This is a genomic window from Sphingopyxis sp. NJF-3 (assembly GCF_053514865.1).
This window is the reverse complement of the sequence record NZ_CM130726.1, coordinates 372,604-396,967: the sequence shown is the minus strand read 5'-3', so window position 1 is coordinate 396,967 and position 24,364 is coordinate 372,604. Positions and strand designations below refer to the sequence as shown.

At 65.5% G+C, this 24,364-nt stretch carries 23 protein-coding genes and 1 riboswitch; of the genes, 16 read left to right on the top strand and 7 right to left on the bottom strand.

All coding sequences use genetic code 11. From position 1 onward, the window contains the following. Positions 1-40 precede the first annotated feature (40 nt). The 6 genes from ACOTSS_RS01755 to hslU all read left to right on the top strand — a co-directional run bounded on the left by ACOTSS_RS01755 (position 41) and on the right by hslU (position 4,857). Positions 41-514: a hypothetical protein gene (locus ACOTSS_RS01755; RefSeq protein ID WP_448689845.1), complete on the top strand. Its 474-nt coding sequence runs from the start codon at positions 41-43 to the stop codon at positions 512-514. Positions 515-651: 137 nt separating this feature from the next. Further along, positions 652-1,452 carry a JAB domain-containing protein gene (locus ACOTSS_RS01750; RefSeq protein WP_448689844.1) on the top strand — a complete coding sequence of 267 codons (801 nt, stop codon included), beginning with the start codon at positions 652-654 and terminating at the stop codon, positions 1,450-1,452. A 71-nt stretch (positions 1,453-1,523) separates the two neighbouring features. Continuing rightward, on the top strand, positions 1,524-1,832 hold the full coding sequence (locus ACOTSS_RS01745) for a hypothetical protein (RefSeq protein ID WP_448689843.1): 309 nt from the start codon (positions 1,524-1,526) through the stop codon (positions 1,830-1,832). A gap of 296 nt (positions 1,833-2,128) precedes the next feature. Continuing rightward, positions 2,129-2,935: a class I mannose-6-phosphate isomerase gene (locus ACOTSS_RS01740; protein WP_448689842.1), complete on the top strand. Its 807-nt coding sequence runs from the start codon at positions 2,129-2,131 to the stop codon at positions 2,933-2,935. Between the two features lie 48 nt (positions 2,936-2,983). After that, on the top strand, positions 2,984-3,550 hold the full coding sequence (gene hslV, locus ACOTSS_RS01735) for an ATP-dependent protease subunit HslV (RefSeq protein ID WP_448689841.1): 567 nt from the start codon (positions 2,984-2,986) through the stop codon (positions 3,548-3,550). Positions 3,551-3,555: 5 nt separating this feature from the next. Beyond that, on the top strand, positions 3,556-4,857 hold the full coding sequence (gene hslU / locus ACOTSS_RS01730; protein WP_448689840.1) for an ATP-dependent protease ATPase subunit HslU: 1,302 nt from the start codon (positions 3,556-3,558) through the stop codon (positions 4,855-4,857). 211 nt (positions 4,858-5,068) lie between these two features. Here hslU and ACOTSS_RS01725 read toward each other — a convergent pair whose 3' ends face one another. Further along, positions 5,069-5,443 carry a hypothetical protein gene (locus ACOTSS_RS01725; protein WP_448689839.1) on the bottom strand — a complete coding sequence of 125 codons (375 nt, stop codon included), beginning with the start codon at positions 5,441-5,443 and terminating at the stop codon, positions 5,069-5,071. A gap of 555 nt (positions 5,444-5,998) precedes the next feature. Between ACOTSS_RS01725 and ACOTSS_RS01720 the strand changes: the two genes are divergently transcribed. The 5 genes from ACOTSS_RS01720 (at position 5,999) to tilS (ending at position 9,634) form a co-directional block, all read left to right on the top strand. Next, the gene (locus ACOTSS_RS01720) at positions 5,999-6,145 is read left to right on the top strand and encodes a hypothetical protein (RefSeq protein WP_448689838.1); all 147 of its coding nucleotides are present in this window, start codon (positions 5,999-6,001) and stop codon (positions 6,143-6,145) included. Then, positions 6,135-6,620: a DUF885 domain-containing protein gene (locus ACOTSS_RS01715; protein ID WP_448689837.1), complete on the top strand. Its 486-nt coding sequence runs from the start codon at positions 6,135-6,137 to the stop codon at positions 6,618-6,620. Before ACOTSS_RS01720 ends, ACOTSS_RS01715 begins: the two co-directional genes overlap by 11 nt. A gap of 153 nt (positions 6,621-6,773) precedes the next feature. Next, positions 6,774-7,628 (top strand): helix-turn-helix domain-containing protein, encoded by an 855-nt coding sequence (locus tag ACOTSS_RS01710; RefSeq protein ID WP_448689836.1) that lies wholly within the window; start codon positions 6,774-6,776, stop codon positions 7,626-7,628. Positions 7,629-7,746: 118 nt separating this feature from the next. Then, the gene (locus ACOTSS_RS01705; protein ID WP_448689835.1) at positions 7,747-8,676 is read left to right on the top strand and encodes a tetratricopeptide repeat protein; all 930 of its coding nucleotides are present in this window, start codon (positions 7,747-7,749) and stop codon (positions 8,674-8,676) included. Continuing rightward, positions 8,630-9,634 (top strand): tRNA lysidine(34) synthetase TilS, encoded by a 1,005-nt coding sequence (gene tilS, locus ACOTSS_RS01700; protein ID WP_448689834.1) that lies wholly within the window; start codon positions 8,630-8,632, stop codon positions 9,632-9,634. Before ACOTSS_RS01705 ends, tilS begins: the two co-directional genes overlap by 47 nt. Before the next feature lie 30 nt (positions 9,635-9,664). Here tilS and ACOTSS_RS01695 read toward each other — a convergent pair whose 3' ends face one another. Together ACOTSS_RS01695 and ACOTSS_RS01690 are read right to left on the bottom strand one after the other, a co-directional pair. After that, entirely contained in the window at positions 9,665-11,392 is a 1,728-nt protein-coding gene (locus ACOTSS_RS01695) for a recombinase family protein (RefSeq protein ID WP_448689833.1), read from the bottom strand. A gap of 118 nt (positions 11,393-11,510) precedes the next feature. Next, positions 11,511-13,187 (bottom strand): recombinase family protein, encoded by a 1,677-nt coding sequence (locus ACOTSS_RS01690; protein WP_448689832.1) that lies wholly within the window; start codon positions 13,185-13,187, stop codon positions 11,511-11,513. Positions 13,188-13,444: 257 nt separating this feature from the next. Between ACOTSS_RS01690 and ftsH the strand changes: the two genes are divergently transcribed. The 5 genes from ftsH to ACOTSS_RS01665 all read left to right on the top strand — a co-directional run bounded on the left by ftsH (position 13,445) and on the right by ACOTSS_RS01665 (position 20,288). Then, positions 13,445-15,388: an ATP-dependent zinc metalloprotease FtsH gene (ftsH, locus tag ACOTSS_RS01685; protein ID WP_448689831.1), complete on the top strand. Its 1,944-nt coding sequence runs from the start codon at positions 13,445-13,447 to the stop codon at positions 15,386-15,388. A 124-nt stretch (positions 15,389-15,512) separates the two neighbouring features. Further along, a riboswitch (cobalamin riboswitch) is annotated at positions 15,513-15,700 on the top strand. Between the two features lie 77 nt (positions 15,701-15,777). Further along, positions 15,778-17,757, top strand: coding sequence for a TonB-dependent receptor plug domain-containing protein (locus ACOTSS_RS01680; RefSeq protein ID WP_448689830.1), 1,980 nt, complete (start codon positions 15,778-15,780; stop codon positions 17,755-17,757). Beyond that, positions 17,757-18,563: an ABC transporter substrate-binding protein gene (locus tag ACOTSS_RS01675; protein ID WP_448689829.1), complete on the top strand. Its 807-nt coding sequence runs from the start codon at positions 17,757-17,759 to the stop codon at positions 18,561-18,563. Before ACOTSS_RS01680 ends, ACOTSS_RS01675 begins: the two co-directional genes overlap by 1 nt. Further along, positions 18,560-19,543, top strand: a complete 984-nt coding sequence (locus tag ACOTSS_RS01670) for a FecCD family ABC transporter permease (protein ID WP_448689828.1) — start codon at positions 18,560-18,562, stop codon at positions 19,541-19,543. The genes ACOTSS_RS01675 and ACOTSS_RS01670 overlap by 4 nt, the downstream gene beginning before the upstream one ends. Further along, on the top strand, positions 19,536-20,288 hold the full coding sequence (locus tag ACOTSS_RS01665) for an ABC transporter ATP-binding protein (protein WP_448689827.1): 753 nt from the start codon (positions 19,536-19,538) through the stop codon (positions 20,286-20,288). Before ACOTSS_RS01670 ends, ACOTSS_RS01665 begins: the two co-directional genes overlap by 8 nt. Before the next feature lie 213 nt (positions 20,289-20,501). Here ACOTSS_RS01665 and rfbB read toward each other — a convergent pair whose 3' ends face one another. Genes rfbB through rfbA form a run of 4 tightly spaced genes read right to left on the bottom strand, consistent with a single transcriptional unit; the run spans position 20,502 to position 23,893 of the window. Further along, positions 20,502-21,614: a dTDP-glucose 4,6-dehydratase gene (gene rfbB / locus ACOTSS_RS01660; protein ID WP_448689826.1), complete on the bottom strand. Its 1,113-nt coding sequence runs from the start codon at positions 21,612-21,614 to the stop codon at positions 20,502-20,504. After that, on the bottom strand, positions 21,607-22,476 hold the full coding sequence (gene rfbD, locus ACOTSS_RS01655; protein WP_448689825.1) for a dTDP-4-dehydrorhamnose reductase: 870 nt from the start codon (positions 22,474-22,476) through the stop codon (positions 21,607-21,609). Before rfbD ends, rfbB begins: the two co-directional genes overlap by 8 nt. Then, complete coding sequence (gene rfbC, locus ACOTSS_RS01650; RefSeq protein WP_448689824.1) at positions 22,473-23,018, bottom strand: dTDP-4-dehydrorhamnose 3,5-epimerase; 546 nt, start codon at positions 23,016-23,018, stop codon at positions 22,473-22,475. Before rfbC ends, rfbD begins: the two co-directional genes overlap by 4 nt. Further along, positions 23,015-23,893, bottom strand: coding sequence for a glucose-1-phosphate thymidylyltransferase RfbA (gene rfbA / locus ACOTSS_RS01645; protein WP_448689823.1), 879 nt, complete (start codon positions 23,891-23,893; stop codon positions 23,015-23,017). The genes rfbC and rfbA overlap by 4 nt, the downstream gene beginning before the upstream one ends. Positions 23,894-24,364 lie beyond the last annotated feature (471 nt).

Genomic DNA, 24,364 nt, shown 5'->3' with positions numbered 1-24,364 from the left:
GCCGGTTGACCGGGAGCGGCCGCCATGAAAGTCTGGAGCGATGCGAATAGCGTTGTTTCTCGCCTTCTTGGCCGTTGCCGCAGGCTATGCGGCGTGGCGCGGTGGCGGGCCCGAACGAACGATGGCGGCGATCGCGCTCACGATGGTCGGCGCCGACCAACTGCTCCACGCGTTCGTCCCGCCATCCTTCGCCTCGCTCGATACCGGCCATCTGGTAATCGACCTTTTTGGCGCAACGTCTACGACCCTGCTCGCGCTCTTTGCGCATCGCTTCTGGCCCATGCCGATGGCCGTTTTGCACATGGCACCGCTGCTGGCTCACATGAGCCGCTTCCTGGACGTAGCGCTTCATCCGGCCGCCTATCTGATGATGCAGGTCGCAACGTCCTGGGCGGTGCCTCCCATTCTTATCCTCGCAACCTGGCGACACAGAAGACGGCTGAAGCGCGGAAGCAACGAGCCGTCCTGGCTGATCTCATCGCCGTCATCGATCCCGGGAACAGCGAAGCCTTAGCCGAAGCCCTGCTCGCCGAGCATCGAACGCTCGCGCGGCTATTCGCGCAATCCCGCGGTGCACTTGCCCGCACGCTTGGCGACGACAGTCCGGTCGGATCGCTGCTCCTGGCCGCCCAGGCCGCCACCATCGAAGGAATGCGCCCGAGCCTTGTCGGCCGTGAAGTCGCCCCCGCCAGCCCGCAACTGCTGCAATATCTTCGCGCGTCGATGGGCGGGCTTCCGGACGAGATACTGCGCGTACTGTTTCTCAGCCCGTCGCGCCGACTGCTTGCCGACGAGCAATTGCAAAACGGGTCCTTGAGCCATCTCGTCGTTTATCCGCGCACGATCTTCCGACGCGCGATCGAGCTTGAGGCGGCGGCAATCATCCTCGTGCACAATCATCCGAGCGGCGATCCGGCACCGAGCCAGGCCGACATCGACGCCACCGAACGGCTCGTGGCGGTCGGGCGCTCGCTCGACGTCGAGGTCCTCGAGCATATCGTCGTCGCGCTCGGCGGGTACAGCATGATCCTGAAAAAACGAAAGACGCCGCACCCGGTCACCTCGTCGGGGTTGCTGTTCCGCAGCCAGCCCAAGGGGTGGCGCCGGTCGCCAGATCGGTCCCGGGCGCTCGCGAACGCGCACCGGGCGTGTCGCCGGCGACTATTGCGCCGCCAGCTCGTCGGCGCCGCCGAATTGTTTGGCGAACCCGCCTGGGACATGCTCGTCGATCTCTTCATTCACGAAGCCGAGGCCCGCCCCGTGTCGACGAGTTCGGTCTGCATCGCGTCAGGCCTGCCGATGACCAGCGCGCTTCGCCTGCTTCAACAACTTTGCGACGCGGGTCTGGTGACCCGCGAGCCGGACCATGACGACGGGAGGCGAAATTTCATCCGGCTTGCGCCCGATCTCGGGCATCGCCTCACGGCCTATTTCGCGGAAGGCGATGAGTGACGGCACCTCCTCGCGACCATTGCCGAGGCATGTAACGCGGCGCCAAATTCTTGCACATCGCCGCAGGGTTGATGATCGTCAAATTGCCACAAGCGAATTTGTTGTCGGCAAAACCGCCTTTCACGATCATCAACAGCCTGAGTTGTCATTTGGCGATCATCAAATCCGATCATCGCCAACGATCAGGCGGAGGCGGATTTGCCAATTCAATATCATCGGGCGGCTTTCCACCCTCTGACCTCGATCTGAGTGCGATTTTTCCTCTAGTAGGGCCAGCGAATGCCGCGATCGCTCGATATGAGGACGTGCTGGCAGGGACACCTGCCATCTTCATGTTCAGCGAACTGCTCAACATTGCCGAAGGGCGCAAGATAGTCTGACCGGCACTGCCGCGGTCAGTTAAGCCCGGACAAATGCACAGGGCGGCACAGCGAACCGCGCGGTCGCGCGGCGACACCGAGACGCCCTTGCACTGCTGCGAGACGCAAAACACCACCCGTTCAGATTTCTGTATCCCATGTTTCGGGCTTCTTCCGAGGAGCGCGCCGACAAGACCGTCTCGACACGTGCGGGCTATGGCTCGACCAGCCGAGCGGCGCGCACGGCCATCGCCTCTCGCGGGCGGCCTGAACCCATAGTGCTTGACGCGCGGAAGCCCCAATCCCATCGTCACCCCATGCTGACGCGCCTCGAAACGATCGTCGTCGAAAAGCCGTGGGGCCGCACCGACGTCCCGCGCGCGTTCGGCGATTTCGCAGGCCGGCGGATCGGCGAGATATGGTTCATGAACCCGGCGGGCGACGCCGCCCCGATCCTCGTCAAATTCCTCTTCACCTCGGAGCGGCTGTCAATCCAGGTCCACCCGGACGACCAGGACGCGCGCGCCGCCGGCTATCCGCGCGGAAAGGACGAATGCTGGCTGGTTCTGTCGGCCGACCCCGGCGCCGAACTCGGCGTCGGACTCACCGCCGAAACGACGCGCGAGGCGCTGCGCGCGGCGGCGCTCGACGGCAGCATCGTCGAGCAGGTCGACTGGCGCGCGTCGAAGGCGAACGACTTCGTCTACAACCGCGCCGGCACGATCCACGCGATTGGCGGCGGGCTGACGGTGGTCGAGGTGCAGCAGAATGTCGATTGCACCTATCGCCTCTACGATTACGGCCGCCCGCGCGAACTCCACCTCGACGAAGGGCTGAAGGTGGCGACGCCCGGCCCGGTCCGCGATCCGCGCGACACTGTCGTTGACCCGCACGCGAACCATATGCTGGTTGAGGGACCCTATTTCCATCTCGTCCATCTCGCGGGTCCGGTCGATCCGGCCCTCATCGAGAGGGCGCAAGGCGAGCTGACCTTCGTGCCGCTGTCGGCGGGGTGCCGCGCAGCGGGCGAAGCCGTCGCGCTGGGAGAAGCGGTGCTGATCGACGACCCAGCAACAATCGAGATCGATACCGACGGTCGCGCGCTCCTCGCCTGGCCCGCCTGATCTCCCCTCCCCTTGCGGCCCCGCCGCGGATCTCCCATATCGCGCCCCATGAGCGAACCGACCGCGCACCGTGCCGCGCCCTGGCACGGCACCACCATCCTTTCCGCCCGCACGCCCGAAAAGGTCGTCATCATCGGTGACGGCCAGGTGTCGATGGGCCAGACGGTGATGAAGCCCAATGCGAAGAAGGTGCGCCGCCTCCACGACGGCAGCGTCATCGGCGGCTTCGCGGGCGCGACCGCCGACGCCTTCACGCTGTTCGAACGGCTCGAAGCCAAGCTCGAACGCCACAACGGGCAATTGCTCCGCGCCGCGGTCGAGCTCGCCAAGGACTGGCGCACCGACAAATATCTCCGCAACCTCGAGGCGATGATGATCGTCGCCGACAGGGAGGTGACGCTGGTCATCACCGGCAACGGCGACGTCCTCGAACCCAAGGGCGGGATCGCGGCGATCGGATCCGGCGGAAATTTCGCGCTCTCCGCGGCGCGCGCGCTCGTCGATTATGAAAAGGACCCCGCGGTGCTGGCGCGCAAGGCGATGGAGGTCGCGGCCGACATCTGCGTCTACACCAACGACCAGTTCACTCAAGAAATCATAGAAATCCAGGCATAAGCGAAATGAACAAGGACCTGACCCCCAAGGCGATCGTCGCCGCATTGGACACGCACATCATCGGCCAGGACGCCGCGAAGCGCGCGGTCGCCGTCGCGCTGCGCAACCGCTGGCGCCGCCAGCAGCTCGCGCCTGACCTGCGCGACGAGGTGAGCCCGAAGAACATCCTGATGATCGGCCCGACGGGCTGCGGCAAGACCGAGATTTCGCGCCGTCTCGCCAAGCTCGCCGACGCGCCCTTCATCAAGGTCGAGGCGACCAAGTTCACCGAGGTCGGCTATGTCGGCCGCGACGTCGAACAGATCGCGCGCGACCTGGTCGAGGAAGCGGTGCGGCTCGAAAAGGACCGCCGCCGCGAGGCCGTGCGCGCCGCCGCCGAGGAGGCCGCGATGGAGCGGCTGCTCGACGCGCTGACCGGCAAGGGCGCGAGCGAGGCGACGCGCCAGAGTTTCCGCCAGCGCATCCGCGAAGGGCATCTCGACGACAGCGAGGTCGAGATCGAGGTCGCCGATGCCCCGAGCATGGCGTTCGAGCTTCCCGGCCAGCCGGGGCAGATGAGCATGATCAACCTCTCGGACATGCTCGGCAAGGCGATGGGCGGTCCGCCGAAGAAGCGCCGCAAGCTGACCGTCCTCGAAGCCGCGACGCGGCTGATCGAGGAGGAGCAGGACAAGCGCCTCGACCAGGACGATGTCGCGCGCGTCGCGCTCGCCGACGCAGAGGCCAACGGCATCGTCTTCCTCGATGAAATCGACAAGATCGCGGTCAGCGACGTGCGCGGCGGCTCGGTGAGCCGCGAGGGCGTGCAGCGCGACCTGTTGCCGCTGATCGAAGGCACGACCGTGGCGACCAAATATGGCCCGATGAAGACCGACCATGTCCTGTTCATCGCATCGGGCGCCTTCCATGTCGCCAAGCCCTCCGACCTGCTCCCCGAGTTGCAGGGCCGCCTGCCGATCCGCGTCGAACTGGGCGCACTCAGCGAGGCGGATTTCGTCCGCATCCTTTCCGAGACCAAGGCGGGGCTTCCCGAGCAATATGCGGCGCTGATCGGCACCGAGGGCGTGACGCTCTCCTTCACCGACGACGCGATCGCGCGCGTCGCCAAGCTCGCGGCCGAGGTCAATGAGAAGGTGGAGAATATCGGCGCCCGCCGCCTTCAGACGATCATGGAGCGGCTGGTCGAGGAAGTCAGCTTCGGCGCCGAGGACATGGCGGGCACGACGCTGACTGTCGACGCCGCCTATGTCGACCGCCAGCTTGCCGATGTCGTGGGGGACACCGACCTCAGCAAATATGTGCTTTAGCGCGTACGACGGGTTCGACCGGTTGGGGACATTCCGCGTCTCATAACTTCGTCATTCCCGCGAAAGCGGGAACACCGATGGTGATGACTCTGGCTGATAGCGATCGAGCTGCTTTCGGCTAGAGAGACCGTGTAAGGAGCCGACGGCATCCACAGCGGACCACCAGGGCCAGCGCAAAAAGCGGCACCGGCGGTTCTTCATAGTCCACACCCTAACTGCAAATGGGCTCGGTCGCGACGAGCCGCCGGGTCTTTGCTGGATGATCGCGTATGCTGAGGCATTGCAGACCCGCATTGAGCGGACATGTCGTCGTCAGCATAACGCCGCTATTGCCATCGGTCGTCATTGCGTCTTCGGCATCGGTCGGCTTTCCGATTCTGCCGGAGGTGTGGATCCAGAGCGAAGCCTGCTTTCCCGCATAGGAAGCGAGCGCCCACTCGCCGTCCAGCGATTCTATGAGATAGGAATTGGGCAACCGCCACCGGCGCAATTCTTTGCCGCGGCTGTCGATTTCGATAGCGATGGTCGCGACCAGGCCATCGCGGTCAGTGAAGGCGGGAATCGACGTGACGTCGAGGTAGGCCACCGCCCCACAACCATCCTCACCCATTTCGACAATCCCGGGATAGGGGCTGGCACTATCGCTCGACACCGAGAAGCCAAGTCTCATCGGTTCACCCAGTGCGGCAGGCTCAGAGACGAATTGGTTGGCTGGCCATGACCCGGCATTTCCCTGTTTTGACCCAACATACAGAATAGCTGGGATTATTGTCATCCCGTTTAGGTTAGGACAGGTCGTGCGGGCATATTGTGATCGAGATCACGCATCGACATTGTTATGGGCGAGCCTGGGCCGGATGGTGCGGGACGGCGCGAGTCCCGAGCTCGACGCGTTGACGCCAGGCTGAACTTGCATATTCTCCCATATGCTCCCGGCGACCCTTGAGCCCCCGAGAAGCTGGGGGCATGTTTCACGCCAGAAAGGCCGCGATAGAATGGCGCGGCCTTTTGCTGGTGGGCATAACAGAGTGTTGCTGATGATGGGCGAAGCGCGCAGACCGCGCGGTGCCGCAATGGTTCGGCAAACTGCCCCGGCGCACCTGGGGGCCGCTCTTCGAGGCGTCGGCGCAAGGAGGCACCGATGCGCGGATCGCCGGAAAAGGGTGTGCCGGGCAGCATCATGATGTCGCACCGCGACGCGACGACAACGCCCCTGTACCAGCTTGCCGCATGGGTGGTCGACGAGGGTGTGCCGGGACATCGCTTCCAGATCTCTTTTGACACATGAGAACGACGCCCTTCCCGCTTTTCGCCGTGAAGACAAGGTGACGCCCTATATCGGAGGATGGGCACTCTATGCCGAGGGGCTGGCTGGAGAAATGGGCCTCTATCGCGACGCGAAGGAACGGTTCGGCCGCCTGTCGTTCGAGATGTATCGTGCCTGCCGTCTGGTCATGGATACCAGCATTCACTGGATGCGCTGGACGCGGGACCAGGCGAAACAATGCTTGGTCCGAAATACGGCGCTCAGTCCCGCCATGGTCGAGTTCGAGACCAACCGCTATATCAGCCAACCGGGGCAGGCGCTGGCATGCAAGATTGGCGAGCTTCGCATCCGTGCCGTTCGCCAGCGCGCGGAGAAAGCCCTGGGTCCCGAATTCGACATTCGCGCCTTTCGGGATGCGCTCCTCGACGGTGGCCCGATGCCCCTCGATATGCTCGATAGCTTCATGGGCGAGTGGATCGCCCAGCAAGCGAAATGACATCTCCCGCGCAACTGGGACAATTCACCAAGCCCTGCCACGCACTCTCGCGGACATTTGCCGAACTTCATTTGACTTTGCTGCATCGTCGATGCGAGAACGTGCCCCGACACGGCCGACATGGGGTCGCAAACGGCTGGCACGGAGACAGTAATGGCAGACGAAGAGGGCGCCGAGCAGGGCGAACTGGCGATTACGCGCACCGGTGACCGGCTGCGGCTGGCGCGCGAAGCCGCGGGACTGTCGCTCGCCGACGTCGCGACCCGCACGCGGATCACCCAGCGCCATCTGGAAGCGATCGAGAAATCCGATTTTTCCGAGCTTCCCGGACGCACTTATGTCACCGGTTTCGCGCGCGCCTATGCACGCGCGGTCGACCTTCCCGAAGCCGAGATCGGCGCTTCGGTGCGCCGCGAACTCGAAGAGGACGCCTATGCCACCCGGCCCGCCTATGAGGCCTATGAGCCGACCGATCCGGCGCGTCTGCCCACGGCGAGACTGACCTGGACGCTGGTGATCGTCACGGCGCTGCTGGCGTCGGCTTATGGCGTCTGGCGTTTCCTGTCGATCGAACCCGACGAAGCGCTGATCGCCGCACAAAATGCCGACGCCGACGCATCCGAGGCGCCCGCCGCCGATACGGCGACCGCGCCAGCCACCAAGACCGGCGCCGCGGGTACCGCGCAGGTCGCCGAAAACGCGCCGGTCGTGCTCACCGGTCTTTCGGAAGTGTGGATCGGCTTCGACGACGCTACCGGCAAGACCGAGAATTGGCGGACGCTCGATCCGGGCGAAGTCTATCAGGTTCCGCCCGCCTATATCGAGCAGTTCACGCTGCGCACCAGCATCCCGCAGGCCTTGAAGGTCACCGTCGGCGGCCGCGATATCGGGGCCATCGGGCCCGCCGACACGCTGGTCAAGGGGGTTTCCCTGAAGCCGGCCGACCTCGTCGCACGCGCTGAGGGAAGCAGCGGCGGCGCGCCGGTCGTCCCCACTCCCAAGCGCTGACACACGCCTCGTCCGGCCCGCCACAGGCGGCGACGCACCGAAATGGATTTGCGCTGCCGTCCTTTGCCGCGTTATGGACAGCGAAAATGGTTAACCTGTGGGGGCTGATCGAAAGATGATGATGCGGAAAATCCTGTACCTTGGCGCGGCGAGTGTCGCGCTGACCGTGATGGCGCCGGGCGCGTCGGCGCAGGACGGGGCGATCGACAAGCGTGTCGAGCGGCTGGAAAAGGAAATGCGCGCGGTCCAGCGCAGCGTGTTTCCCGGCGGCAGTCCCGCCTTTTTCGAAGGCGAGATCGCGCCCGATAACACCCCCGGCGAGCGGGTGAAGAGCACGGCGCCGGTCATCGACCTGACCGCGCGCGTCGATGCGCTCGAGGCGCAGCTCCAGACGCTGACCGGTCAGAGCGAGCAGAACGCCTTTCAGCTGCGCGAACTCGAAAAGCAGTTCACCGCCTATAAGGCGGAAATGGACAAGCGCTTCGCGGCCCCCGAGGCAGCGGAGGCGACCACAGCCGCGGCCAGCCTCGCCCCGGCGGTGCGGCCGACGACAAGCGCGGCTGCTACGCCTCCGAAAAAGGCCGACGATAAACCCGCGGCAAGCACCGCCGACGCGGCGCGGCTCGCGCTCGTCAAGAAGGTGGAGGTTCCCGCAACGGGCAACGAGGCCGCCGACGCCTATACCTATGGCTATCGCCTGTGGGACGCGAAACTCTATCCCGAAGCCGAAGCGCAGCTCAAACAGGTCGTCACCAAATGGCCCAAGAACAACTATGCGAGCTATGCGCAGAATCTGCTCGGCCGCGCCTATCTCGACGAAGGCAAGCCGAGCCTTGCCGCGGTCGCCTTTTACAATAATTACAAGGCCCAGCCCAGCGGCCCGCGCGCGCCGCACAGCCTGATGTACATGGGCGTCGCACTGACCAAGCTCGGCCGCAAGAGCGACGCCTGCAAGGCGTTCCGCGAGCTCGACGAAGTCTATGGCGACAAGGCGCCCCAGGATGTCCGCGACGATGCTGCCGCCGCAAAAGCAAAAGCAGGCTGCTGATCCCGGCAGCGTCGAGCGCTTCGCCGCCGACCTGGCCGCGCTCGCGGGCCCCGAATGGCACGACAAACGCTACGGCGTCGCCGTCTCGGGCGGCCCCGACAGCATGGCGCTGCTCTGGCTCGTGGCGTCGCTGCTGCCCGGTCAGGTGTGGGCGGCGACGGTCGATCACAAGCTGCGCCAGGGCTCGGCCGACGAGGCGCGCATGGTCGCGGGCTATTGCGCGCGCGAGCATATTCCGCACGCCATCCTGCATCCCGCCGCCCCGATCGCCGGATCGCTGCAGGCCGCGGCGCGGATCGAGCGCTACCGGCTTCTCGAACAATGGCGCGAGGCGCAGGCGCTCGACCATATCCTGACCGCGCATCATGCCGACGACCAGCTCGAAACGATGATCATGCGCCTCAACCGCAGCAGCGGCGTCGGCGGGCTGGCGGGCGTCCGCGCCTCGAACGGCGCGGTGCTGCGGCCGCTGCTCCACTGGCGGCGCGACGAACTCGCGGGGCTCGCGCTCGATGCCGACCTGCCGATCGTCCAGGACCCGTCGAACGCCGACATCCGCTTCGACCGTGCCCGGTTGCGGCACGCACTGCAGTCGCAGCTGTTTCTCGACCCGCAGGCGGCCGCCCGGTCGGCGCAATGGCTGGGAGAGGCCGATACGGCGCTCGACTGGGCGGTCGAGGTGGCGATCGCGGCCTGGCCTGATGCCGGCGACGCGTCGGTGATCCGCGACCGGGATTATCCCGACGAGATTTTCCGCCGCATCGTCATCCAGCGGTTGCGCGCCAACGACCCGCAGCTCGCGCTTCGCGGTGCGTCGCTCGACGGCGTCATGGCCGCCATGAAGGGCGGCCAGCGCGCGATGGTCGGCACGTTGCTGATTGACGCCGTTCGCGGCCTCGAAGGCACGATGTGGCGGGTTTCGACGGCGCCGCGCCGGCGCAAATTCGCAAAGGGGTGAGCGGCTCGTTCCTGCGCCCGGAGGCCGGAATCAAGCGTCCCGAACCTTCCGTCTCGACGTCTTCAGTTCGTGCGACATGGTGAAGAGAAACCTGTCATCGGGGCTGGCTTTGGCACGGTACGAAGCACCGAGGCGGGTTTCGGCGAGGTGGGAATCACCGGTCAGGGCCGCAAGCAATCGCGACCGCGACCCCATGATCGTTATTTTATGCTCGCGCACCTTGATCTTCTCGATAACCAGCTTGGCGAAGTGGCGATAGGAGGCGGCATTGCTTTGCAGTTTCTCGCGCGTTTCGAGCGCGATACGCGCGAGATCGCCGGAGCGCGCGATGGTTCTTGCAAACAGGTCCCGCCGTTGGCGGGCCCGCTCGGCGGCATGAAGACAATCATCGCGCAATCTCTGCAGCGCGGCGATCCGCTCCCGGATCGAGGACTCGCTGCCGCGCCGCAGCCCTTCCTCGACCGCCTGAAGGTGAAGGGCCACATCTTTGCTCGCATCATCGGCGCTGGAACTGAACGCCCGTGCCTGCCGGTCGAACTCGTCAAACAGCTTGCGATGCCGGTCGATCACGCCGTCGAGCGTCTTTGCCAGATAGGGAGCGTGCAACAGGCGGCCCTGGATGAAGGATTTCATATATTCGTCGAGGCGCGGTCCCGAGATGCTGAGGCCGCCGCAAGCCGCAGGCCCGTGACGCGCACGAGCGGCACAGGCGTAGGACCGGTGGCCGCTGCCACCGACCTGGCCCGATAATCTCGCTCCGCATTTACCGCAGTATATCATTCCTTGCAGCAGGTAAGGGGGACGCCGGCTCCCGATCGGCAGCGTAACGCCCCCGCGGGAATCGAGCAGAATTTGAACGGCCTCGAATGTTTCGCGATCGATAATCTGCGGTATCGCCGTCCGGATGACGGCATTTTCCGATCGGCTTCGCCTCCCTTTACGGCGCTCGTTGAATACAAGTTCGCCGGTATATGTGCGGCGCCGCAAGACGCGGTAGACCGTCGCCAGACCCCAATGGCCTCCGCCGGGGGCAAGAATTTTTCGGTCGTTCAAATGGGATGCAATGCGCGTCACCCCAAGCGGCCCGCTTTCCTCGCTGCCGTGCAGGGCGAGACGATATATGAGCCTGATGGTGTCGGCGTGAAGCGGATCTATCTCGAGCTTTCTCTTGCGGCTGCGGCCCCGCGTTTCAACGACCACGGCCCGGTAGCCGACCGGTGGCACCGATCCATTCCAGAAGCCCTGACGCGCATTTTCTCTTTGCGTCCTGCGCACATGCTTGCCGGTTTCCCTTGACTGATATTCATCGAAGAGCGCGATGATGTGCCGCATCATCTCCGCCATCGGATCGTCGCCGATCGTCTGCGTGATGGACACGAGCTTCACGCCATTTTTGTTCAGCGCCCTGATATGGGCTTCGAGTTCGAAATGGTCCCTGAAGAAACGCGAATAGCTGTGCACGATGATCAGATCGAAGGGCGCGGGGGCCCATGTCGCCATTTCCATCATTCGGCGAAATTGCGGCCTGCGGTCACTCACGGCCGAGGCGCCAGGCTCCTCGAATATCTCGACGACTTCAAAGCCGCGCGATGCGCAATAATCTTGTGCCTGCCTTATCTGGTCGGGAATGGAGAGGTCATGCGCGGCCTGCCCTGTGGTTGAAACACGAACATAGAGCGCAGCGCGAGACGCGTAGTGCCGGTCTTTTTCCAATTCGCTCCCTCCGTTCCAGCGATCCTCGGGCCCGCCACGGCCCATCCCGAGGCCGCTCCGTAATTTGGTGATTGCAGGCGAAGCGGCGATGGCCGGCGTGGACCGGCGATGACAGCCGCCACCCTATGAGCGGGTTGCTACCTCACGCACCGCCATCCGCCCGTCAGTTCCTCGCGATCCCGTATGTAACGCAGTCTTGCGGCCGCAAGACGCCGTCGCGGCGCCAATCGACGTCGGCGACGACAGTCCCTTCACCGACATGGAATATCGCGTCGAGAAGGCGGGATTTCACGCATGTCAACCGGATCTCATTTGCCCCGACATCCACACGCTCGGCCAAGATCGTCACGAGTCTCTCGAGGACTGCCGGATTGTCTCTTATCCGTGCCCTTGTCTTGCGGACGGCGCGCTCGATCATCGATGGCTTCAGCGCCGCGGCTGCCATTCGGTTCTGCAGTTTCGCCAATTCCTCGAGCGACCGGAGATGTTCGGTCCGGATCTCGCGCAAGGCGTCGATCCTTTTCATTACCGAGGCGTCATCGAACTCGACAACGCCCCCTTCGATCGCATCATATAGTCGGCGAAGCCGGCGGTCGGCGTCGCCGGATGCCTCCTCCCTGAACGCCGCTTCGCGGGCCGGGAGAGACTCTGGACCGTCCTCGACGACGGTCTCGAAGAGCTGCGCGATAGATTTGGGCTGCAGCAATTGCTGTCGCACAAAGCTTTTTACCCGTCCCTCAAGATCGGACGCCGGCACCGTGGCCTGCGGGCAGCGGCTGCCGCCGGGCAACGGTTTCCCCAGACAGGTATAATATCGAAATCCCCGACACTTCGCTGCTCGTACGGTCATCCGGCCACCGCAAAGCGAGCAATGGACCGCGCCTTTGAGAAAGGGGGGCGGCCCATAAGCCTTGCTCGGTTTCACGTCGAAGGCGCGCCGCCTCAGCAGCATCTGAACCGCCTCGAAATCCTCGCGACTGACGAGCGGAGGCACCGGGACAATGACCATTTCGCTGCGGGGATTGAGCGAACCTCCCTTGCCGCGGCGATTGTAGCCATGCTCGCCCATATAGGTGCGGCGGGTCAGCATGCGGTGGATTTGCGCCGTTTGCCATCGGCCGCCATTCGGCGTGGTGAGGCCCTGCTTATTGAGATGGGATGCAATCCTTTTTATGCCCATCGGGCCGCTCCCCGAATGGCCTTTGAGGGCAAGACGATAGACCTGCCGGACGAGGGCAGCGTATTCCGGATCGATATCGAGTTTTTTCTTGAGCGTGGGCCCGCGCTGTTCGGCCGCGACGACGCGATAGCCGACCGGCGGCGTGGACCCGCACCAAAAGCCCTGGCGCGCATTTTCCTTGAGGGCGCGCATGACATGCTTGGCGTTTTCCTTCGACTGATATTCGTCGAACAGGGCGATGACCTTGCGCATCATGACATGCACGGGATCGTCGCCGACGTCCTGCGTCATCGACAGTAGCTCGACCCCGTTCCTGGCCAGCTTGCGGACATAAAGCTCGAATTCGAAATGATCGCGAAAGAAGCGCGAGAAGCTGTGGACGATGATCAGGTCGAAAGGCCGTGCCGGGGTGAGCGCCGCTTCGATCATGCGCCGAAATTCGGGGCGTCGATCATTGAGAGCCGACGCGCCTTCCTCGACATAGACGGCGACGATCTCGTAACAATGGGCCTGGCAATAGGCTATCCCATGGCGATGCTGATCGGGGAGCGATACCTGCTGGTCGGCCTGGCGCTGGGTCGATACCCGCAGATAGAGCGCGGCGCGCGCCTGGAAGGGACGGCGGCTAGTTTGTTCTTCGCGGTCTTGCATCTTGGGCATGACGCGCGATGCGGGCGGCACCCCAGTATTTTTTCCCGAGACGGGGTCCGGTCGCGCAAGCCGACAGGGGCGTCGAGAGTCGCCGAACGACCACCCCTGGTCTCCGTCTCCTGCGGAAAGGACGGCATGCCGGGCGAACGGTGCGGCGCCGGAGGCGAACGGCGCCCTATCCCCCCGCCCCTTATTGCCTTACCGTCACAACGCCCTAATTTATACGGGCAGGCCGCGTACCGGGCGGCGATTGGGAAAGATTCCGCATGCAGGACGACAAGGAACCGCAGGGCAACCCCTGGATGAAGAGCGTGATGATCTGGAGCGGCATCCTGCTCGCCATGCTCCTCGTCGCCTCGATGTTCGGCGGCGCGACGCAGCCCGCGGGCAACGCCCTCGCCTATTCCGAATTCCGGCAGAAGGTCGAGGACGGGAGCGTCAAGTCGGTCGTCTTGTCCGAGGACCGCGTCACCGGCGAGCTGTCGAACGGCGACCGCTTCACCGCCAATCTCGTCCGCGATCCCGAGCTTTTGAAGTTGCTGAACGAGAAGAACGTCAAATATGAGGGCAAGCCGACCGAGGTTCCGAATTTCTGGATGTATCTGCTCGTCCAGTCGTTGCCCTTCCTGCTGATCATCGGCATCGCCTTCTTCGTCTTCCGCCAGGTGCAGAAGAACAATGGTTCGGGCGCGATGGGCTTTGGCAAATCGCGCGCGAAGATGCTGACCGAAAAGCAGGGCCGCGTGACCTTTGACGACGTCGCCGGCATCGACGAGGCGCGCGAGGAGCTGGAGGAAATCGTCGAGTTCCTGAAGGATCCGACCAAATTCTCGAAGCTCGGCGGCCAGATTCCCAAGGGCGCGCTGCTCGTCGGCTCGCCCGGCACCGGCAAGACGCTGCTCGCCCGCGCTATCGCGGGCGAGGCCGGCGTCCCCTTCTTCACCATTTCGGGCTCGGACTTCGTCGAAATGTTCGTCGGCGTGGGTGCATCGCGCGTCCGCGACATGTTCGAACAGGCGAAGCGCAACGCGCCGTGCATCGTCTTCATCGACGAAATCGACGCGGTCGGTCGCCATCGTGGCGCCGGGCTTGGCAACGGCAACGACGAGCGCGAACAGACGCTCAACCAGCTGCTGGTCGAAATGGACGGCTTCGAGGCCAACGAGGGCATCATCATCGTCGCGGCGACCAACCGCCCCGACGTGCTCGACCCCGCGCTGCTGCGTCCGGGCCGCTTCGACCGCCAGGTCGTCGTGCCGCGCCCCGACATCGAGGGCCGTCAGAAGATCCTCGAGGTCCACACGCGCAAGAAGCCGCTCGCGCCCGACGTCGACCTCCGCCGCATCGCGCGCGGCACCCCGGGCTTTTCGGGCGCCGACCTTGCGAACCTCGCCAACGAGGCGGCGCTGCTCGCCGCGCGCAAGGGCAAGCGCCTGATCGCGTCGAACGAGTTCGAGGAAGCCAAGGACAAGGTCATGATGGGCGCCGAGCGCCGCTCGATGGTGATGACCGAGGACGAGAAGAAGGCGACCGCCTATCACGAAGCCGGCCACGCGCTCGTTTCGCTGCACGTCGAGCATAATGATCCGCTGCACAAGGTCACGATCATCCCGCGCGGGCGCGCGCTGGGCGTGACGTGGAATCTGCCCGAGCGCGACCGCTATTCGCAGAATATGAAGCAGATGAAGGCGCGCCTCGCGCTCTGCTTCGGCGGCCGCATCGCCGAGCAGCTCATCTACGGCAAGGACGAACTCAACACCGGCGCGTCGAACGACATCCAGCAGGCGACCGACATGGCGCGCGCGATGGTCATGGAATATGGCATGTCCGAAAAGCTCGGCTGGCTGCGCTATCGCGACAATCAGGACGAGGTGTTCCTCGGCCACAGCGTGTCGCGCGCGCAGAACATGTCCGAGGAGACCGCGAAGCTGATCGACGCCGAGGTCCGCCGCCTCGTCGAGGAAGGCGAAAAGGTCGCGCGCAAGGTGCTCACCGACCATCTCGACGAGCTCCACCTGCTCGCGGGCGCGCTGCTCGAATATGAGACGCTGTCGGGCGAGGAGGCCAAGCGCGCGATCAGGGGCGAGGACATCGGCCGCGAGGACGATCAGGGCAAGCACGGCACCCCCGTCCAGGGCCACGCCGGCGGCCTGCCCCAGATCAAGCGCAAGCCGCGACCCTTCGGCGACGCCAATCCGCAAGGCGTCTGACGGCCCGTCCCTATCGGGGCGGGCGATCTGGATGGGCTTATCCCGGATACCGGCCCCCTCGACCCGGAGATCAGGCCGGCAGAATCGTGTCGCCATTGCACGAGGCAAGCGTTTTTGCTAGCGGCCCGCCTCGTGACCTCGGGTTGCCCTTCACCGGGCATGAAAAGGGAAGTCCGGTATCCAATCCGGCGCTGCCCCCGCAACTGTCCCGGCGAGGTGGGTATGAACACGCCACTGGAGCGCAAGCTTTGGGAAGGCCGTATCCACCAATGACCCGGAAGCCAGGAGACCTGCCAGGGCGTCGCCGTTATCTGCGCGCGGGCGGGGTGCACCGGGAGCAGGCGAGGATCCTCGCGTGACGGCAAGACCGTAACGCCTGGAGGACCCGAATGAAGACCATCGCCTATCGAACCACCCTGTCGCTGCTCGCGCTCGCCGCGGCGTCGCCCGCTCTCGCCGACGAAGCGCCGCTCGATGACCAGTCGATCACCGTGATCGGCGCGCCGCTCGCGCTTGCCGAAAGCAACGCGTCGGTGTCGGTCATCGACAAGGAAGACATCGACCGCGCCCAGAATGGCGCCGCCGCCGACCTGATCGCGCGCCTCCCCGGCATCAATGTGACGCAGAACGGCGCCTTGGGTGGTGTGGCGAGCCTGCGCATTCGCGGCGCCGAGGATTCGCAGACGCTGGTCGTCATCGACGGCGTCCGCGTCGGCGATCCCTCATCGCCGGGTGGCGGCTTCGATTTCGCCAATCTGATGCTCGGCAGCATCGACCGGATCGAGGTGCTGCGCGGCGCGAACAGCCTGCCGTGGGGCAGCCAGGCGATCGGCGGGGTCGTGTCGATCACCACCACCGACCCCGAGCTCGCGGCGGACGGCGGCACTTCGGGCCGGATCGGCGCCGAATATGGCGCGCGCGACACGGTGCGAGTGAACGGCCAGCTGCGCACGGCCGCGCTCGGCGCGTCGCAGTTCGGGATCGGCGGCGGCTATGTCCGTACCGACGGCTTCAGCAACGCCGCGGCCGGAACCGAGCGCGACGGCTATCGCCAATATTCGGTGAACCTGACCAACCGCACCGAGATCGGCAGCACGCTCGTCTTTCGCGCTTTCGGCCTTTATGCCGACAGCCGGGCCGATCTCGACGGTTTCGCGCCGCCGACCTATAGTTTCGGCGACACGAACGAGTTTCAGAAAACAGGGGAGCATTATGCCGCCGCGACCCTTGAGCACCGCCCCGACGGCAACGACAGCGGCGGCGGCTTCTCGCAGCGGCTGCAGTTCGGGTTCGCCGATGTCAACCGCGACAATTTCAACCCCGATTTCGGCGACGCGCCGACCTTCCGCGCGCGCGGCCGCAGCGAACGGCTGAGCTACAGCGTCGACTGGGGTCTTGGCGATGTGTTCGGCAGCGGGACCGGTGACAGCCTGCGGCTGCTCGCGGGGGCCGAGCGCGAATGGACGCGTTCGCTGACCGACGACGGTTTCGCCCCCGACGAGGGCCGGACCGCGACCACCGGCGGCTGGGCGATGCTGGTCGCACGCCCGACCGAGACATTCTCGCTGACCGCGGGCGTGCGCCGCGACGATCACCGCGATTTCGGCGGCGCGACGAGCTTTGCCGCCGACGTCGGGCAAAAGCTCGGCGACTATGTCACCCTCCGGGCCAGCTACCGCGAAGGGTTCAAGGCACCGACCTTGTTCCAGCTTTCGGCCTCGGCGGGCGCCTATGGCAACCCCGACCTGCTCCCCGAACGCGCGAAATCCTATGAGGTCGGCGTCCGGCTGGGCGATGCGCGGCGGTTCGTCGATGTCGCCTGGTATCGCCGCGACAGCCGTAATCTCATCGATTTCGTGTCCTGCCCGCCGGGCCCCAATCCCCTGCCCGCGATCTGCGCGACCGGAAGTCGTCCGTTCGGCACCTATGACAATATCAACCGCGCCCGGGCCCAAGGCGTCGAGGTCGAGGCGGGTGCGCAGCTCAGCGACAGTTTCGCGGTTCGCGCCAACTACAGCCTGACGATCGCCACCGATCGCACCCCCGGCTCGCCGCTCGAGCATAATCGCCTCGCGCGGCGCCCCCGGCATCTCGCGAACGCCGAGCTCGCCTGGACCCCCGGCGGCGCGCTCGAAGGCGCCGACCTGTCGGTCGCGGTGCGCTATGCGGGCAAGAGCTTCGACGACCGGGCGAACACTATTCCCCTCGACGATTATGTCCTGGTCGACCTGCGCGCTTCCTATCCGCTCGTCGCGGGGATCGACCTCTTCGGCCGCATCGAGAATCTGTTCGACGAACAGTATCAGGCCGTCGCGACCTACAACACGGCGGGCCGCTCGGCCTATGTCGGGGTGCGCTGGGGCTTCTGATGCGGCGGGCGGCGGCCTTGGCGGTGCTGGCGATCCTCACGGGCTGCCGGGACCGCGCGCCGCTGCCCGCGCTGCACGGCGTCGCAAGCATCGACTTCTGCGCCGACCAGATGGTGCTCGGATTACTGCCGAAAAGCCGGATTCGCGCGCTGTCGTTCGAAGCCGACAGCGATACCAGCTTCGCGGTCCCCCGCGCGAAGGGGCTCGCGCGCCTGCGGCCGCAGCTCGAGGATATCGTCGCGCTGCGACCCGCGGTCGTCGTGCGCAGCTATGGCGGCGACGGACGGCTCGACCGGCAGCTCGCCGCGATGGGTATCAAAATCGTGCAACTCGGTTTCCCGGCCTCGCTCGCCGACGCCCGCGTCGACATGCTGCGCGTCGGGGGAGAACTGGGCGCCGACGCGGAGGCGCGCGCCTTGGTCGCGGGCTTCGATCGCCAACTTGCGGCGGCGCGCCGCGCCCCGGCCAAAGGCACCGCGCTCTACATCACCCCCGGCGACGTCACCACGGGCCCCGGATCGCTCGTCGCCGAGGTGATGGGTGCCGCGGGCTACACCCCCTATCGCGCCGCGCCGGGCTGGGGCAGTCTGCCGGTCGAGGATATGGTTCGGCGACCGCCCGATCTGGTTTTCCGCGCCTTTTTCGACAGCCCGCGCTACCGTCAGGATTATTGGACATCCTCGCGCCACCCGGTCGTCGCCCGCGCGACGCGCGGCGCGCGCGATGTCGAGGTGCCGGGCGCGTGGCTCGCGTGCGGCAATTGGCTGATGGGGCACGCCGTGACCGAATTGGCGAAAGCGCGATGATCCGGGTCAACGCCCTGCTCGCGGCGCTGCTGCTGCTCGCCGCGATGCTGGCGGCCATGGCGGGAGCGCACGGCCTTTCGCCCGCGCTGCTTACCGACTGGCTCGGCGGGCGCGATCCCGCAGCGGCGGTCATCCTCTTCGATATCCGCTTGCCGCGCATCCTCGCCGCCGCCGCGGTCGGCGCGGCGCTCGGTCTCTGCGGGGCCGGCTTGCAGGCGCTGACGCGCAACCCGCTCGCCGAGCCCGGCATCCTCGGCGTCTCGGCGGCGGCGACGCTGGGCGCGACGCTGACGCTCTATTTCGGGCTCGCCGCGGCCTGGTCCTGGGCCTTGCCGCTTGGCGCGATCGGCGGCGCGGGGCTGGTGACGGCGCTCCTCGCCTCGGCGGCGGTGCGCACGCGCGGCATGGCGACGCTGATCCTGATCGGAGTCGGCCTGTCGAGCCTCGCGGGCGCGGCGATGGCGCTGATCCTCAATTTCGCGCCCAACCCCTTCTCGCTCTCCGATCTCGTCAACTGGACCCTGGGGTCGGTCGCCAATCGCTCGCTCACCGATCTCGGCCTCACTGTCCCCTTCATGGCGGCGGGAGCCGCGCTTCTCCTCACCCAGCGTCGAAGCCTGTCGCTGCTCGCGATCGGCGAGGAGGCGGCGAGCGCGCACGGGCTCGATTTCCGGCGCACCCAGATCGCGGTCGTCGTCGGCACCGGGCTCGCGACCGGCGCCTCGGTCGCGCTCGCGGGCGCCGTGGGCTTCGTCGGCATCGTCGCGCCGCATGTCGTGCGGCCCTGGGTCGGCCATGATCCGGGGCGCACGCTCGTCCCCGCGGCGCTCGCCGGCGCGACGATGCTGATCGTCGCCGACATGCTCGTCCGCCTGCTGCCGACCGATACCGAACTCCGCCTCGGCGTCGTCGCCGCGCTTGCCGGCGCGCCGATCTTCCTGCTGATCGCGCTGCGCCGGGGAAATGTCCGCCATGACTGAACTCGCAGCCACTAGGCTCACGCTCGCGGGCCGGCTCGCCGGTGCCGATTTCCGCCTTTCGCCGGGCGAGCTGGTCGTCATCGTCGGCCCCAATGGTTCGGGAAAGAGCAGCCTGATGCGGCTGCTCGCGGGACAAGGGCGCGCCGACAGCGGATCAGTCAGCCTGGATGGACGCCAGATTGGGCGCTTCGGCCCGCGCGAACGCGCACGCCGGCTCGCTTATCTCCCCCAGCGGGCCGAAATCGCGTGGCCGATCGCCGTCGCCGACATGGTCGCGCTCGGCCGGTTCGCGTTCGGGGGAGCCGAAGTGGCGCGCGGGGCAGACGATGCGACGCGATGGCTCGACGAAGTCGGCTGCGCTCCCCTCGCCCGCCGCTCGACCGCGACCCTGTCGGGCGGCGAGCTGGCGCTCGTGGCGCTCGCGCGTGTCTTCGCGGCGGAAGCGCCGCTCCTGCTGCTCGACGAGCCCGTCGCGGCGCTCGATCCACGCCGCCAGATCGACGTCATGACGCGCCTCGCGGCACGAAGCCGCGCGGGCCAGGGGATCGCGGTGATCCTCCACGACCTCAATCTCGCGGCGCAATTCGCCGATCGCATCCTGTGGATGAAGGCGGGACGGATCGTGGCCGAAACCTCCCCCGACCCCGACCCCATCGCGGCCCACGCCGCGGACGTTTTCGATGTGGCCATCCACGTCGAGCCGGGCGAGGGCGATCGCACCAGTGGGCTTTACCTCAAGCGGTAGTGTCTCGTCGGCTTTGCGCCGGCGTCCTCTGTGACTCGGCGCTCGTCAGACATCCGGAATTCAAGGCGACGATTATGGCCACGGCGGGCCTCGCTCGATCGTGGCGGCGGCTTGTAGCCTCAAACAACCCGTGAGCACGGACTAACGAGAATGAGCGAAGGGCGGAGAACTCCCGCGAGTATTAAAGTGCGGATTTGGGGATGGTTTTGGTCCTCATGCCGCAGGCCGTTCCTGGCGTTCGCCATAGTTGGCGTCGACCCATTCCCGATAGCTTCCGTCCATGACGGCGCGCCACCAGCTTTCATTGTCCAGATACCAGCGCAGCGTCGTCGCGAAATAATCGGCGAAGTCGCGTGCCGGCGCATAGCCGAGTTCATTGCGGCTTTTGGTTTCGTCGATCGCATAGCGCCGGTCGTGCCCGGGCCGGTCGGCGACGTGGGTCTTGAGCGTATCGGTCGGCCGCCCCTTTGCCGGCGCCGCGTCCGGATAGCGGTCGGCAAGCCCGGGGTCGCGGGCGAAGGCATCGTCGACCGCCGCACACAGCGTGTCGATGACCGTCAGGTTCGGCAGTTCCGCACCGCCGCCGATATTATAGCATTCGCCGACGCGGCCCTTTTCCAACACCCGCTCGATGCCGCGGCAATGATCCTCGACATAGAGCCAGTCGCGCACCTGCTGACCGTCGCCATAGATCGGCAGCGCGCGTCCGTGCAGCGCATTGATCAGGAAAAGCGGGATCAGCTTTTCGGGAAATTGATAGGGTCCGTAGTTGTTCGAGCAGTTCGAGGTCGTGACCTGCAGCCCATAGGTGTGATGATAGGCGCGGACGAGATGATCCGAAGCGGCCTTGGACGCCGCATAAGGCGAATTGGGGGCATAAGGGGTCGTCTCGGTAAAGGCCGGGTCGTCACGGCCGAGCGTTCCGTAAACCTCGTCGGTCGACACATGATGAAAGCGGTGCGGCCTGCCCGTGCCTTCGTCGAGCCATACCGCCTTGGCCGCCTTCAGCAGATCGTGCGTGCCGAGCACATTGGTTTCGATGAAGGCGTCGGGGCCGTGAATCGACCGGTCGACATGGCTTTCGGCGGCGAAATGAACGAGCGTGTCCACGGCATGATCGCGCAGCAGGGATTGCACCAGCGCACCGTCGCGAATGTCGCCCTGCACGAAATCCACATTCTCGAGACCGTCCAGATTCGCGCGATTACCAGCATAGGTCAGCACATCGAGAACGACGACACAGTCGTCCGGATGCCGCTCGCGCCAGTAATGCACGAAATTGGCGCCGATGAAGCCCGCGCCACCGGTGACGAGGAGGTTAGCCATTGGAAACGATTTTCCATGTCGCAACCATGTCGCGCAGTTCGCTACGCCAGTGCCGGGCCGGGCCGCCGAGTGCATCCCAGGTCGCGGTCTTGTCGAGGACGCTGTAGGCGGGACGCCGGGCGGGTGTCGGATAGTCGGCAGTTGGGATCGGGACGACGCGCGTCTCGCCGGGAAGCAGGCCCGCCGACCGCCCTTCTTCCTCGATAGCCACCGCGAAATCATACCAGGACGCGACGCCCGCGTCGGTAAAATGATGAACCCCGCGCGCATCGAGCTCCGCGAGCCGCCACGTCGCTTGCGCCAGCGACAGCGTGTGCGTGGGTGTGCCGACCTGATCCGCGACGACGCGGATTTCATCGCGCTCACCCATCAGGCACAGCATCGTGCGAACGAAATTCGCACCTTCGGCGCCATAGACCCAGGCGGTGCGGATCACGAGATTGGCCGGATCCGCCAAAGCCTGCGTCTCCCCTGCCAGCTTGCTGCGTCCATAGACGCCGAGCGGCGCGGTGGGATGATCGGGCCGGTACGGCGTCGAAGACTGCCCGCCGAAGACGAAATCGGTCGAAAAATGGACAAGGCGAGCGCCCTGCGTCCGGCAGGCTTCGGCGAGGAAAGCAACCGCGGTCCCGTTGATCCGCTCGGCATTCCCGACTTCGCTTTCGGCTTTGTCGACGGCCGTATAGGCCGCAGCATTGAAGAGGATGTCGGGCTTCGCCTCGGCGACCGCCGCAGCAACCGCATCGCGATCGCCGATGTCGAGCGTGGCGCGATCCAGCAGGGTGATCTCCCACCCCTGCGGCGCGGTCGCGGCCAGAGCGTGGCCAACCTGCCCGCCCGCGCCGGTGATCAGCGCCCTCACGCGTAAAGCTCGGCATCGGCGAAGGAGGTGCCGGCCTGATCTTTCGCCGAGAGCCGCGGGGTCAAACCATCGACCGGCCATATGATGCCGATGTCGGGGTCATCCCAGCGGATGCTGCGCTCGTCCTGCGGCGAATAATAGTCGGTGCACTTATAAAGGAAATCGGTGCCGTCCGCGAGCGTCAGAAAGCCGTGCCCCAGCCCCGGCGGGACCCACAGCATTCGCTTGTTCTCGGCCGACAGTTCGACACCGACCCACTTTCCGAAGCTGGGCGAGGAACGGCGCAGATCGACCACGGCATCGAACACGCACCCGGCGGCGACGCGCACCAGTTTTCCCTGCGGCCGATTGACCTGATAGTGGAGCCCGCGCAACACACCGCGCGCCGAGCGGCTATGGTTATCCTGAACAAAGCTCTCTTCGATACCCGCCTCTGCAAAGCGGGCGGCGCTCCATGTCTCCACAAAGAAACCGCGCTCATCGCCGAACACCGCAGGCTCGACAATCACGAGGTCGTGAATGGCGGTGGGAATGGTCTTCATACGCGCCTGCTCGCGAGCTGGGTCATCAGATATTGGCCATATCCGCTCTTCTTCAGTGGATCGGCCAGCCGTTCGAGTTGGGCATCGTCGATAAAGCCCAGCCGCCACGCGATTTCCTCGGGACAGCTGATCTTGAGGCCCTGCCGTTCCTCGATGATGCGGACATAGTTTCCGGCGTCGAGCAACGAAGCATGGGTGCCGGTGTCGAGCCAGGCGAAACCGCGGCCCATGATCTCAACGTTCAGCGCACCCTCTTCGAGATAGAGGCGATTGAGATCGGTGATTTCCAGTTCGCCGCGCGCCGACGGCTTGATGCTGCGCGCCCGCTCGACGACCGTCTCGTCGTAGAAATAGAGGCCGGTGACGGCGTAGTTCGATTTCGGCTGCGCCGGCTTTTCCTCGATCGTCTCGGCGCGCCCATCGCTATCGAACGAGACGACGCCATAGGCCGAAGGCTCAGCGACATAATAGCCGAAGACGGTCGCGCCCGATTGGCGCGCGTCGGCCGCGCGCAGCAGTTCGGGAAAGCCGTGGCCGTAAAAAATATTGTCGCCGAGCACGAGCGCCGACGGACCGTCGCCCACGAAATCGGCGCCGATGGTGAAGGCCTGCGCCAGCCCTTCGGGCTTGGGCTGCACGGCATAGTCGATCGCGAGCCCCCATTGCGATCCGTCGCCGAGCAGCGCCCGGAAACCGGCCTGATCCTGCGGCGTGGTGATGATCAATATCTCGCGAATGCCGGCCATCATCAGCACCGACAGTGGATAATAGATCATCGGCTTGTCATAGACGGGCATGAGCTGCTTGCTGATTGGCAGTGCGAGTGGGTAGAGGCGGGTCCCGGACCCACCAGCTAATATGATGCCTTTGCGCATGCGTTATCCGCTCTTGACGGCAAGGACCGATAGGTTCCTCGCTCGGGCCTCGCGAATGCTAGCTACCATATTACACTTCCACGGTCACTGTAGCGTAAAGCGCACTGAAAGCTCGGCTTGTCAAGACGATGCCCAGTATCTTGCAGCCGAATTCGTCTGCGCAGACGGGACCGTCTCGACGAGCCACTATTGAAGACCTTGGCCAATGCACGCATCCCCCGGTTCATCAACTGCGGGGTCGTGCTGGCATGCTCACGCTCGGCCGGCTTGTGTTCATGCAATGCAGACTGTTGCGAAGCGACACGACCAGGCAATGGCGAGTCAAGTGAACGTCGCGCTCCGCGCCACCCTGCAACGAATGGCCTTATGATCAGCTTTTGTCGGAGCGTCACATTTCACCGGCGGTACGCCGAGCAATCCGCACCGCCCGGCGCAAATCGCAACCTGTTGCGCGTCCGCCGGGAACGATTG

Bases quoted from the DNA above. Each gene is read 5' to 3' on its own strand.
- ACOTSS_RS01755 (WP_448689845.1), top strand. From the start codon at position 41: ATGCGAATAGCGTTGTTTCTCGCCTTCTTGGCCGTTGCCGCAGGCTAT.
- ACOTSS_RS01750 (WP_448689844.1), top strand. From the start codon at position 652: ATGCGCCCGAGCCTTGTCGGCCGTGAAGTCGCCCCCGCCAGCCCGCAA.
- ACOTSS_RS01745 (WP_448689843.1), top strand. From the start codon at position 1,524: ATGATCGTCAAATTGCCACAAGCGAATTTGTTGTCGGCAAAACCGCCT.
- ACOTSS_RS01740 (WP_448689842.1), top strand. From the start codon at position 2,129: ATGCTGACGCGCCTCGAAACGATCGTCGTCGAAAAGCCGTGGGGCCGC.
- hslV (WP_448689841.1), top strand. From the start codon at position 2,984: ATGAGCGAACCGACCGCGCACCGTGCCGCGCCCTGGCACGGCACCACC.
- hslU (WP_448689840.1), top strand. From the start codon at position 3,556: ATGAACAAGGACCTGACCCCCAAGGCGATCGTCGCCGCATTGGACACG.
- ACOTSS_RS01720 (WP_448689838.1), top strand. From the start codon at position 5,999: ATGCGCGGATCGCCGGAAAAGGGTGTGCCGGGCAGCATCATGATGTCG.
- ACOTSS_RS01710 (WP_448689836.1), top strand. From the start codon at position 6,774: ATGGCAGACGAAGAGGGCGCCGAGCAGGGCGAACTGGCGATTACGCGC.
- ACOTSS_RS01705 (WP_448689835.1), top strand. From the start codon at position 7,747: ATGATGCGGAAAATCCTGTACCTTGGCGCGGCGAGTGTCGCGCTGACC.
- tilS (WP_448689834.1), top strand. From the start codon at position 8,630: ATGTCCGCGACGATGCTGCCGCCGCAAAAGCAAAAGCAGGCTGCTGAT.
- ACOTSS_RS01695 (WP_448689833.1), bottom strand. From the start codon at position 11,392: ATGGGCCGTGGCGGGCCCGAGGATCGCTGGAACGGAGGGAGCGAATTG.
- ACOTSS_RS01690 (WP_448689832.1), bottom strand. From the start codon at position 13,187: ATGCCCAAGATGCAAGACCGCGAAGAACAAACTAGCCGCCGTCCCTTC.
- ftsH (WP_448689831.1), top strand. From the start codon at position 13,445: ATGCAGGACGACAAGGAACCGCAGGGCAACCCCTGGATGAAGAGCGTG.
- ACOTSS_RS01680 (WP_448689830.1), top strand. From the start codon at position 15,778: ATGAAGACCATCGCCTATCGAACCACCCTGTCGCTGCTCGCGCTCGCC.
- ACOTSS_RS01675 (WP_448689829.1), top strand. From the start codon at position 17,757: ATGCGGCGGGCGGCGGCCTTGGCGGTGCTGGCGATCCTCACGGGCTGC.
- ACOTSS_RS01670 (WP_448689828.1), top strand. From the start codon at position 18,560: ATGATCCGGGTCAACGCCCTGCTCGCGGCGCTGCTGCTGCTCGCCGCG.
- ACOTSS_RS01665 (WP_448689827.1), top strand. From the start codon at position 19,536: ATGACTGAACTCGCAGCCACTAGGCTCACGCTCGCGGGCCGGCTCGCC.
- rfbB (WP_448689826.1), bottom strand. From the start codon at position 21,614: ATGGCTAACCTCCTCGTCACCGGTGGCGCGGGCTTCATCGGCGCCAAT.
- rfbC (WP_448689824.1), bottom strand. From the start codon at position 23,018: ATGAAGACCATTCCCACCGCCATTCACGACCTCGTGATTGTCGAGCCT.
- rfbA (WP_448689823.1), bottom strand. From the start codon at position 23,893: ATGCGCAAAGGCATCATATTAGCTGGTGGGTCCGGGACCCGCCTCTAC.